We start from the raw sequence: 11,362 nt of genomic DNA on the forward strand, positions 1-11,362 counted from the left end.
TCATACTCTACATTTTGTTTTTAACATCGTCTTTATTGATTTTCTTTCCTTCCCTTTTTCCAGACTTGAAGGCATTAATCATTGCTTCCTTGTTCGGTTCTCTCCCTTTTGTCTTTTCCCGGAAGTAAAGGTCCATTGTTTTTCCCATTCTAAATGTAAGTCCGGCCACCAGTGGGATTGACATAAGACCTCCAAAGCCTGGGGGTCCTAATTTATAGAGACCGATGACTGTCTGCTGAGCAGCAAAACCTCCTCCAACAACACCACCTAAGTATTTCACTACATCTACTGCACCGCTTTCCTTCAGATTGATGCCTCTGATTTTTGCAATTTTATGTACCATAAATGCCTGAATAGGTATAAGAATAAAAATATCTGCAAAAGGGATCGGCTGAATGGCGACAGGTGCACAAATCAGTGAAGTGGTACCAATGATTTTGTTTACCTTTTCATCTTGTGTAAGCTCTTCGTTATTTTCTATTTCAAAAAACTCTTTGGAAAGGGATTTGATTCATAACTTCTTTATTAACAACTTCACATAATTAACGTTATATGAATTAGAGCGGAAGTTTTGTTAACTTCTGCTCTTTTTAATTGAAAGGAAATATTACAATATTCTTATTCTATTAAAAGGTTTGAAGAGGTCTATGTACTCACCTATATGTTCAAGGGACAAATCCAGAGTTACTATTATGATCTGTTCCATGTCGACTACACATTTTATTCAGTAGCGAAAATAAACGGTTATTATAGATTGGTTGATTATATTCCATTACACAAAGAAGATAAACGGCTTCTAAGAGAACTAATTCAAATCTATTACTCAGCAAATACTGATAAAACAAACTTAAATAAAGTGGGCGAAAAACATTCTTCTTTTAGAAAAACAAATTAACCAACTTAGTGGGAAATTCAAAGCAGCAAAAACTTCTAAGGAATAATGGATTAATGGATTTAATTTTTATCATAATAAAGCAAAGGTTCCCAGCAATGAAGTGATGTGGACAACATTTAAACAATTCGAGAAGACGGTTTGTCCTAAAAACTTAAAGAAACAATTTGTTGAGGTAACAGTGAGGGCTACGAATGACTACGCAAATAAGTCTACATGTATTTACTTCGCAAACCGCTATATGAATCCAATAACAAAAAAATTCTTTAGCAGTAAAGGAGTTAGGATAGATGAGGATTTATTTGCTTTATCTGAATTACTTCAATGGTTATTTAGAAGTAGGATAAGAAAAGGCGAGTCGATCTATGTTTATATTCCTAGCAGAAGAATGAGGACATTACTAGAAGAGTACCTAAGTAATAATCTATAAGTAAATTAGAGAATGTTAGTGAAAAATGCTATTCAAGAAAAGGTATAAAGGATTGCTACAAACCTTGATATATAAGAGTTTTTGGGAGCTCCCTTATAAGAAAGAACTAAAAAAGTATAAATAACTTACGTCCCTATAACACTCCATGTGATAGCTAAAGCTACCACACTCCATGTTTATTAAGGTGAATATAATTGGTTGGGCGGTAGCCCAAGCACACGAAGCGTAGCTGAGGGTATGTTTTTAAATAACTTGGTTACTAGTACCACATGTTTAAATATAGAGGAGGATATAGTAAAGAGTTTCAACAATGTTAAGCTAGAAGACAAGGATGTTTATAAAATATTGTTCTTAAATAGGGTGAAGGGTTTGCAACCTTATCAAATAGAAGAAAGGATTCCTGTATCTAGATTGACCATTAAAAGTATAGTGAATGGCAAGAGTCGAAAAGATTGCTATTTTGCATTTCTAGATTACGAATATAGGCAACCTGAGAAAGTTAAGACCTTGTTTGAATAGATTATACTTCTGTAATACCACTTTCCTGTTGTGCATAGTTGTGCACTCTGAAAATAAAAAATGCACATTCCCGGGTAGGACAAGGTTTGAAAGTATTCAAAGGAAAAGTATGCACAAACCAATAAAAAAGGACGATTACCTTTTAAGGTGTCGTCTTTTCTACTCTATATTCTTTTAATCTCCTTTTGAAAGTTGCTACACTACACCCTGCAAATTCTGCCGCTTCAGGTTGAGACATTGCCCCCGCTTCAACTTGTTCAATAGCATGTAATAAAGATCCTTCTATAGTGTATTTCTTAGACTTTCTGCCGAACTTAACACCCTTGTCTTTAGCGTCCTTAATTCCTTCCTGAGTTCTTTCAAGTATCATTGAACGTTCAAACTCAGCAAATGCCCCTAGTACGTTAAATAACAGCTTAGTCATGGGGTTTTGCATGGTCTCCACTGTAAACATACCCATGTTAAGGATATTCACCGATACGCCTCTGTTAGTTAAGTCTGTGACGATCTTTTCTAAATGAGATAGAGAACGTGCAATACGATCAGCCCTAGTTACTATAAGAGTATCACCAGCTTTTATTTCATCTAATACTTTAGTTAATTCTTTTCTATCAGCTTTAGCACCACTGATCTTTTCTTTTAATATCTTTGTAGCCCCTGCCTCTTTAAGTCCTTTAATCTGTAGGTCTAATTCCTGCCTATTAGTGCTTACCCTTGCATATCCATAAATCATTGTTTATTTGCCCCTTTTTTATGTAATCACTTGATACGACTTTTTGATACTGAACGAATCTTATAGTACTGGGATTTTAATGTAGTGTCAATAAGTGTAGAGTTTTTGATCGATTTTAATTCAAAGAAATTTTGGAACACGATCAATAGTATTCATCGACATTTGAGGCTGATCCATAATATAGGAAAATTAGAAAGCATATATGTATAGTTATCTCTACAAGTGAGAAGATGGGTGGAGGTAGTGGCACTTATAAGGAAGTAAGTGGAAAAAACAACATCAAAGTTCAACAGAGATAGTGAATAGAAACAAAAGAAAAAATTCAATAGATCAGTACTTATAGTTATAAGGCAATTCAATAATAGCGATTTTAAAGTAGTAATAGAGTGAGAGGGAGTATAGAGGGGGGACGGGGGGTTACTAAGTACGATCTGGTGCATGAAGAAAATATACAATAGCCTCAAAAACTTTTAGGCTATAAAAATTATTATGGGATTTAAAGTCACCTAGAATTAGGAATACAGCATTCATACTGATAAATCTTTATTAAAAAACTTAGATTACTGTTTAAGTTTGAAAATGAGTGAAATTGAAAGAGAGAAGCCTTTTAATGATGGTATTTTCATTTACTTTGATGTATTATGTCTATAATTGATAGTTAAAAGGTATGAATGGTAAATTCACGACTCAAAATCGTGTTCCTTTAATTAGCTTTATTTACCAAGAACTATTACATAATTATCATTATATTAAGTCATCAAATTTTTATGTTCCGCTATTTTTAAACCTGATATGGTGAGTTAATTACAAACCTTATGATGTTTTAATGGTGATATATTTTAATGCGGATATTAATGTTCAAAGTGAGCAAGGAGAAGGGACGACATTCTCAATCAAGTTCGATGCCGCTCAGCAGCAAGAGAGGAAAAAAAGAGAGCCATTATATAGCTTATAAATTCTAGCAAAGCTTCAGGGGAGTGATGACCTGGAGTTTTTTTGTGGAGAGAAAAGTGGATTTGGCGGGACTGCCTGGGAATCGAACCCAGCGGAGACGGCACGCGCCTCCCAAGAGGTTTTGAAGACCTAGGCAAGCACCAGCTCAACAATCAGCCCCATAAAAAATGTCTAAATCAGTTATATCATGACAATGTAACTTATTCAAACATAATCTCTTTCATTTTTGTGAGGTGAGTTACTAATCAAGGATTTAGCTGTGTTAGAGCTAATTACTAGTCATTATCTGTTTCAGTTATTGACTGACGTGCACGTCGCTTTGTCCAGGGGGAGAAGTAGTCAGAGACGGTAGCTGGTTCAGTATATGGATTTTTTTGTAAAAATACGCATAAAATGAAATTTTCGCGCATAAATCGAAAAAATCGCGCACAAATCCAAATTATCGCGCACAAATCCCAAAATCCGCGCGCAAATTCAAAAAATGGCCAGAAAAACACCGGGTATGAAATTCTCACAATTAAATAATCAAAAACGTTAATCCTTACTATACGTCTAATGAAAAATAAAGCTAGACTAGGAGGATCTATGAATAATTTGCCCACTTTCATTGTAGCTTCGCTCACCATAATATAGGCTTTCATCAATTAATGATCCACTAATGAATTTACCATTTTCAGTACCTGTTCCAGCTGTTGATGGGAGTGCAAAACGAGGATTCCTACGGGAAAAGTGGCCAATGTGAGACCCCAGATGCTCAAGCGGCTCATCCGCGGAGAGCGAACTTTTACACGGAAATCAACGGCGGAATTCAGTCTATAAATGGACCCTAAATCACGCCGTCCAAATTCCCTGTTTATTTCAAAGATTTGTAAAATTAGAACTTTAGTGAAAGTAGAAAATATTTCTTTACCAAGCGATTATCACCGTGATAAGATACATTTTGCCGGATATAAAAGCAAAAGTAAGCGATTACTTATCAATCCTGCACATAATAAAAAGACACAGAAAAGGGGATCTGAACGATGAAAAAACTATGGTTCTTAGGATTAGGTCTATCATTATTATTAGTTGGATGTTCCGACGCTGGTTCCGATGAAGGAGCTAAAGAAGAGGCGGCAAAGTCCAGTGAAGAAAATACAAATGCAGCTGGAGACTTGATGGACTTCTACCTTAATTTGACTACGACAGTAAATGGTACGGATATCGACTTGAATGGATATGAAGCTGCAGTCGGAGGAGAAGAACCTCCAACAGGCGACGAACTTAAAACGCTAAAGGATTCAGCAGCTGCTTCAGCTGAAGAGTCTGCAAAAGCTGTTGAGGGGATCGAAATCCCTGAAGGTCTGGATGATTACCAAAAAGACTTGGAAGAGTTCAAGTCAACTCTGGCAGAATCTTATACAATGAAAGCAGAAGCTCTTAAACAAGAGGGCGAGGCTGATCTTTCAGCAGCTGATGAAAAGATGATGGAAGCCGAGAATCAGATCAAAGCAATCCTTGAAAAAGCTGACTTGGTAAGCTCAAGTCTTATGAATGACTTAAACGGCTAAGAAAGAATTCATGATAAATATTTAAAAAACGAATCCATATTGCGGATTCGTTTTTTTGATTTGCAAGAGCTATTCGAGAAGCTTCATTTTCGAATGGTATATTCCGTTTTCTTTCAATTCCCGTACCCTTCTCTCCTTTTTTTCACTATATAGATAGTGAAAGGAGGAAGGGAAATGGATGCGATCATATCTTTTATTTCAGAGGTGGGTTTTCCAATCGTCGTCACAATGTATCTGCTTTATCGTATCGAAACAAAGCTTGATGCCGTTGTAACGTCGCTACAGACACTGCCTCAAAGAATGAGGGAATAAGATGGGGGAGACCGAGGTCTCCCTCTTACATTAAGTGGAAAAATATAGTATCTGGGTGTATAATCAGAACATGAGTTCTCACTTGGAAACAATTCCTTTTCCGGGTGATATGACGATTTGATATAATCTGAGTTAAAGAGATTTTAATGAAAGGGGTCTGAAAGTTGAAGTTTATCCATACAGCCGATTGGCACCTAGGTAAATTGGTTCACGGCATCTACATGACGGAAGAACAGCGATACATATTGGAACAATTCATTGATTTAGTTAAGGAGGAGCAACCCGATGCCGTTGTGATTGCAGGTGATTTGTATGATCGTTCCGTACCACCCACTGAAGCGGTCGAACTATTGGATGAAGTCCTGTACAGGATCAATGTTGAATTAAATACGCCGATCATCGCGGTTTCCGGGAACCATGACAGTGCTGAGCGCCTTTCCTTCGGTTCTTCTTGGTACAAGCACAGCGGATTTTATTTAAAGGGGAAGCTTACGGAAGACTTTACCCCTGTAAAGGTGAAGGGGGTAAACTTTCATTGCGTTCCATATGCAGAACCCGGTACTGTCAGGCAAATGCTTGGGGATGATTCCATCCACTCCCACCATGATGCCATGGCTGCCATTGTGAATCGGATCCAGGGGGAAATGGACCCTGATGAACCCCATGTATTCGTTGGGCATGCATTTGTTTTAGGCGGTAAGACGACCGATTCAGAGAGAACGTTATCAGTAGGTGGGTCTGGGTGTGTCGGAAGCGAGCTTTTCGAACCTTTCCATTATACCGCGCTAGGACACCTGCATAGTCCCGATGCGATCAAGCATGATACAATCCGGTATTCAGGGTCGCTGCTTAAGTATTCGTTCTCGGAGGCTAAGCAGCGGAAATCAGTTACGGTCATTGAAATGGAGAGGGATGGTTCCTTCAAATTAACAGAGCGTGTGTTGAATCCAAAGCAGGATATGAGAGAGCTTGAAGGATTCATGGAAGAATTGCTTCACCCTGATTTTTATCAGTCACAGAAAGTGGATGATTATTTGAAGATCACCCTTCATGATGAAGGAACGCTGATCGACCCGATTAACAAGCTGCGTCAAGTATACCCCAATGTACTCCATCTTGAGCGCAAGAGGGAGTTGACTGATGCGAGAAAGAAGAACAACTTTAAAGCATTGGATGATAAAAAGAAGTCGGAACTTGAATTATTCAAAGAATTTTATGGAGACATGACAACTGGTGAATTTACTGATTCAAAAGAAGAGGTATTATTGAAAGTCATTGAAAAAGCAAGACAGGAGGTGTTTGAAGGATGAAGCCGTTAAAGCTCACCATGCAGGCATTCGGTCCTTATGCTGAAAGGGAAGTGATCGATTACAGGCAGCTGGGTAACCGTACGATGTTCGTCATTTCAGGGAAAACCGGCTCAGGTAAAACCACCATCTTTGATGGGATTTCATTTGCGATTTATGGGAAAGCAAGCGGGGAAGACCGTACCCCGATGGAATTGAGAAGTCAATTTGCAAGCGATGACGACATGACGGAAGTAGAGTTGTTATTCAGTTTAAGGGGCAAGACATATCGAATATGGCGATCTCCACAGCAGGAAAAGAAAAAGGCACGTGGAGAAGGCTTCACAACCATCAACGCCCGTGCTGAATTGTATACTTACAATGATGAAGGAGAAGAACAGCTCCTAGCCGCCAATGTCAGGGAAGTGGATGAGAAAGTGAAAGGGCTCATCCAACTCGATGCCAATCAATTCAGGCAAATCCTAATGATTCCTCAAGGGGAATTCCGTAAACTGCTGACTTCTGATAGTAAAGATAAGGAACTCATCCTGCAGAGACTATTTCACACCCAGCTATACAAATTGATCCAGGAAGGGTTGAAATCAGAGGCCGACAGCTTGAGGAAATCAGTGGAAGCATCCGTTGAAACACGAACCCGGGAATTAATCAGGATCCACCCTGCGGAGAATGAAGAATTAAAAGGGCTGTTACTGGAAGAGCCTCTCAATGATAATAAAATTCTTACCGTTTTACCTTCGCACATAGAAGAGATGGAGATCCGGTTGAAAGAAATGCAAGAGCAGTATCAAGAGATTCAGAACAAAAGAGATGATCTAAACAAACAGCTTGCAGAGGCCAATAATCTAATGGAACAATTTCGATATAGAGACAAATTATCGGCCGACCTTAGCAGCCTAGAGGAGAGAAAACCTGAAATTGAGGCTGTGAAAAAGGAAATAGAGCTTGCTCACAAGGCATCGATTCTCACAAAACAGGACGAATATTGCCACAAGTTGAATCGTGTCCTCAAAGAATTCACTACAGAGCTTGAGCAGCTGAAGACGGAAGAGCTTAAAATAGCCGAAAAAACAAAGCTTGCCAAAAAACGGTATCAGGACGAATCGGCAAAGGAAGAACTAAGGGAAGAGCTTAATAGGAAAATCAACCACTTGGAAACAATACAAAAGGACGTATATTCCCTGACAGCGCTTCAATCCGAACTAAAGGAGATTCAAGAAAAGAGTGAAAAAAAGGTAAGGGCCATCGACAAACAGAGCGAACAAATCAAGTTCTTAAAAGATGGAATCGCAATGAGGGAAAATCGCATCGAAAAACTTGAGGATGTACAGAGTCAATTGTATTCCTTTGAAAAGTCCTTACGGGAGAATGATGCATTACTAAGTGTATTGAATGAAATCGAAGTATACTCCGGACGATTAAAGGAATCTGAAGCAAATGCTTCAGCCATGAACAAGAAGTGGTTGGCAATAGGTAAGCGCGTCAAGGATGCGTCAGACTCACTTCTCTATCTTGAAAACGAGTGGCGCTCTGCCCAGTCTGCCATCCTGGCAAGAGACCTCAAGGACGGGGAACCGTGCCCGGTTTGTGGTTCACACGACCATCCGAACAAAGCGCTTGACACACATCATCTCCCATCTGAGGAGGATATGAATAGTGCAAGGGAAACCCTGCAGTCCCTTCAATCCGAAGAGAAACAGATGAGCGTTGCGCTCGCACAGGAAGAAACAAAAGTGGAAGGATTGCAGGAACAGCTCGAAACCCTTCTCAACAGGGCACAACAATCTGTCAACATCACTCACGATAATTACAAACAAGTCATTGAGGAAATTCGTCTACAGGCAAAGAGGCTTCAAGCAAACATTGCTGAAAAGACGAAGGAAGTGGAAGAACTAAAAAAAATGAAGGAAGAAGTGAGGAAAGGAAAAGAAAAGCTGACTGAGCTTGAAGAGGCAAGTAGAATTCTTCAAGAAGAACAGCAAGAGATGCACTTGTCCTTCATAACAAAGAAAACCTCACTGGACAAAGTCAGGGAATCCATTCCTTCAGAACTTAATTCGAAGGATGATTTCGATACATTATTGAAAGAGACACAAAATACTTTAGCAAAAATGAAAGCTGATTTTGAACAGGCTCAATCTCATTTGTTTGCCTGTGAAAAAGAACAAAGTGTCATCGTTTCACAAGTGAAAGAAAAAAGTTTGCAAGTGGAGAAAGCTGAAGCCGATATGAAACAGGAGAGGGATTCTTTCCTCTCGCTGCTTACCGAGCAAGGCTTTTCCAATTACCGTGCATTCACGGAAGCCAAGAAATCTGAAGAGGAAATGAATCTCCTTGAGAATAAGGTGAAGAAGCACGGGGAAGAATTGCGATCAGTCAAAGATCGTCTTTCGGATGTCACCAAGCAGCTTGAAAATAAGGAAAAGCCTGAAATTGTTAGTATCGAAGAAGCATTAAAGAGTGTTACAGAGACCATGAAGAATACCAATGAGGAACTCAATCTGATCAGATCACAGACAGAGGAAAACAAAAACATCCTCTCAAGGGTGACAGAGATTAATACGCAGATGAAGGATCTTGAGCAAGCTTATCAAGCAGTAGGGCATCTTGCCGATATTGCAAGGGGACAGAATACGAACCGTATCACATTTGAAAGATACGTATTGGCCTCCTTCCTTGAAGATATCTTAAGGATCGCAAACGAGCGCTTGATAAAGATGACATCAGGAAGGTACAACTTGATCCGTAAGACAGACAGAAGCAAGGGGAATGTCCAAAGTGGTCTGGAGCTTCTTGTCTTCGACCAATACACTGGTCAGGAAAGGCACGTCAAAACATTATCAGGTGGAGAAAGCTTCAAGGCATCCCTCGCCCTGGCGCTTGGACTGGCTGATGTTGTGCAGCAATATGCAGGTGGTGTATCGCTTGAAACGATGTTCATCGATGAAGGTTTCGGGACGCTCGATCCCGAGTCCCTTGATCATGCCATCGAGGCACTTATGGATATTCAGAGCAGCGGGAGGCTTGTAGGGTTGATCTCCCATGTTCCGGAGTTGAAAGAGAGAATCGATGCCCGTCTGGAAGTCATTTCTTCCAAAAGCGGAAGTCGTACGGAGTTTCAATTCATGGCTTAAAAAATCAGTGGCCGTTTCAGTGGAACATCAATTTCGATTCATTTTTACAAGCTATCAAAAGAAAGTGCCCCGGAATTGATTCCGGGGCACTTTGCCTTTGTTCTCCTCAATGATTGAAACGATGCCCCTAATAGATCACAACCCAACAACCGAAGAAAATGATCACTGAAAATACCCTGGTACGGATCCCACCCTTCCTTCCCACACCAATACAACGGAAGACATTCAAAGTCCCTGATCAAAAAAAACACTCTTCGTAGTTATATAATCAGTCAACTTCTCCTGTTTATTTACCGTTCCACAATAAAGGCGCTTTGCCCACCCATTAAATACAAAAAGAGAAAGCAAAAAGCAAACACCCCCCAGAGGTTGTGACAATGATGTTTTAATTCCGTCTACTAGGACATAAATAGAAGTAAAACTTATTGATGTGGGGAAAATGTAATGAAAAGTCTTCGTCCAATTCTGATTCCTAGACAACTCCTATTATTGTTGATCCTTTCAACAGGGCTATTGAATCATGTCATGCTCATCCCAAGTATTTTAATCGCAGCGGGCAGGGATGGGTGGATCAGTATCCTCATTTCCTATCCAATTTTGCTTTTCATGTCTTTCTTAATCTACTACATTCTAAAGAATTCTCCGAAAGAGGGTTTCTTTCACCTGCTTAATCAAAAATGGCCAAGGTGGGTTGCTTTTTTATTCTCTCTTCCGCTGTTTTTATTTTTACTGATGAGTGCATATATCACCTTTGATGATTTAATACTATGGTTAAGCACATACTTCCTGGCAGATGTTCCTTCCATTTTAGTAGTGGGATCTGTCTTCATCATCAGCTTTTTGATTACGTGGTCAGGTGTCAAGCATATGGCGATCGCAAGTGGTTTCTTGCTGCCACTTGTCATGCTATTTGGTTTTTTCATTGCTTTTACAAATACGAACATGAAAGATCCGAGCTTGCTTTTTCCAATCCTCAGCCACGGATATGATCCTGTCATGAAAGGGATTATATACGTCTTAAGTGGTTTATTTGAAGTGTATTTAATCGTCCTCTTACAGCCTTATAGTGAAGGCAGAATGAAATTACACCATGTGATTGTTCTAGGGTTGATCTTCATGGGTTTGATGTTAGGACCGTTAACGGCAGCCATCATGGAGTTCGGACAGGTGGAAGCTGCATATATGAGGTATCCTGCGTATGAACAATGGAGGATCCTATCAATCGGTGAATTCATTACCCATTTGGATTTCTTCGCTCTATTTCAATGGCTTTGCGGGGCACTGATAAGGATTAGCTTATTTATGTTCTTCGTTGCTTCATTCTTCATCAAAAGAAAAGACCAATACCGCATTTCCTTGAAAGTGTTGATTCCAATTTTCGTTGCACTGTTAGGTTTAGTGATCATCGATGTAGATACCTATAATTTCTATGAACTTTTATACAAAGTATTTTTCCCTGCTTCAGTAGTCTTATTTACAGTGCAAATCATCATCTCCGCGGTCATACTCCGATTCATTAAGTAAAGGATGTTTC

General features: G+C 39.4%; 7 protein-coding genes and 1 tRNA gene. 5 read left to right on the forward strand and 3 right to left on the reverse strand.

Annotation, left to right across the window (positions count from 1 at the left end; all coding sequences use genetic code 11):
• Positions 1 to 7 precede the first annotated feature (7 nt).
• The 3 genes from LCM10_RS01525 to LCM10_RS01535 all read right to left on the reverse strand — a co-directional run bounded on the left by LCM10_RS01525 (position 8) and on the right by LCM10_RS01535 (position 3,688).
• Positions 8 to 511 carry a DUF697 domain-containing protein gene (locus LCM10_RS01525; protein ID WP_318247478.1) on the reverse strand — a complete coding sequence of 168 codons (504 nt, stop codon included), beginning with the start codon at positions 509 to 511 and terminating at the stop codon, positions 8 to 10.
• A gap of 1,472 nt (positions 512 to 1,983) precedes the next feature.
• Positions 1,984 to 2,574: a recombinase family protein gene (locus LCM10_RS01530; protein ID WP_224874066.1), complete on the reverse strand. Its 591-nt coding sequence runs from the start codon at positions 2,572 to 2,574 to the stop codon at positions 1,984 to 1,986.
• 1,017 nt (positions 2,575 to 3,591) lie between these two features.
• Positions 3,592 to 3,688: transfer RNA gene (locus LCM10_RS01535), tRNA-Sec, on the reverse strand.
• A gap of 862 nt (positions 3,689 to 4,550) precedes the next feature.
• Between LCM10_RS01535 and LCM10_RS01540 the strand changes: the two genes are divergently transcribed.
• The 5 genes from LCM10_RS01540 to LCM10_RS01560 all read left to right on the forward strand — a co-directional run bounded on the left by LCM10_RS01540 (position 4,551) and on the right by LCM10_RS01560 (position 11,352).
• Positions 4,551 to 5,078 carry a hypothetical protein gene (locus LCM10_RS01540; protein ID WP_224874068.1) on the forward strand — a complete coding sequence of 176 codons (528 nt, stop codon included), beginning with the start codon at positions 4,551 to 4,553 and terminating at the stop codon, positions 5,076 to 5,078.
• A gap of 174 nt (positions 5,079 to 5,252) precedes the next feature.
• A complete protein-coding gene (locus LCM10_RS01545) occupies positions 5,253 to 5,390 on the forward strand; it encodes a YvrJ family protein (RefSeq protein WP_224874069.1) in 138 nt (45 codons plus the stop codon).
• A 164-nt stretch (positions 5,391 to 5,554) separates the two neighbouring features.
• The gene (locus tag LCM10_RS01550; protein ID WP_224874071.1) at positions 5,555 to 6,700 is read left to right on the forward strand and encodes an exonuclease SbcCD subunit D; all 1,146 of its coding nucleotides are present in this window, start codon (positions 5,555 to 5,557) and stop codon (positions 6,698 to 6,700) included.
• On the forward strand, positions 6,697 to 9,828 hold the full coding sequence (locus tag LCM10_RS01555; RefSeq protein ID WP_224874073.1) for an AAA family ATPase: 3,132 nt from the start codon (positions 6,697 to 6,699) through the stop codon (positions 9,826 to 9,828). The genes LCM10_RS01550 and LCM10_RS01555 overlap by 4 nt, the downstream gene beginning before the upstream one ends.
• Positions 9,829 to 10,272: 444 nt before the next feature.
• Positions 10,273 to 11,352 (forward strand): endospore germination permease, encoded by a 1,080-nt coding sequence (locus LCM10_RS01560; RefSeq protein WP_224874075.1) that lies wholly within the window; start codon positions 10,273 to 10,275, stop codon positions 11,350 to 11,352.
• The last annotated feature ends 10 nt before the right edge of the window (positions 11,353 to 11,362 follow it).

It is taken from the genome of Rossellomorea aquimaris (assembly GCF_020171925.1).
Classification (GTDB): Bacteria; Bacillota; Bacilli; order Bacillales; family Bacillaceae_B; genus Rossellomorea; species Rossellomorea aquimaris_F.

Bases quoted from the DNA above. Each gene is read 5' to 3' on its own strand.
- LCM10_RS01540 (WP_224874068.1), top strand. From the start codon at position 4,551: ATGAAAAAACTATGGTTCTTAGGATTAGGTCTATCATTATTATTAGTT.
- LCM10_RS01555 (WP_224874073.1), top strand. From the start codon at position 6,697: ATGAAGCCGTTAAAGCTCACCATGCAGGCATTCGGTCCTTATGCTGAA.
- LCM10_RS01545 (WP_224874069.1), top strand. From the start codon at position 5,253: ATGGATGCGATCATATCTTTTATTTCAGAGGTGGGTTTTCCAATCGTC.
- LCM10_RS01530 (WP_224874066.1), bottom strand. From the start codon at position 2,574: ATGATTTATGGATATGCAAGGGTAAGCACTAATAGGCAGGAATTAGAC.
- LCM10_RS01560 (WP_224874075.1), top strand. From the start codon at position 10,273: ATGAAAAGTCTTCGTCCAATTCTGATTCCTAGACAACTCCTATTATTG.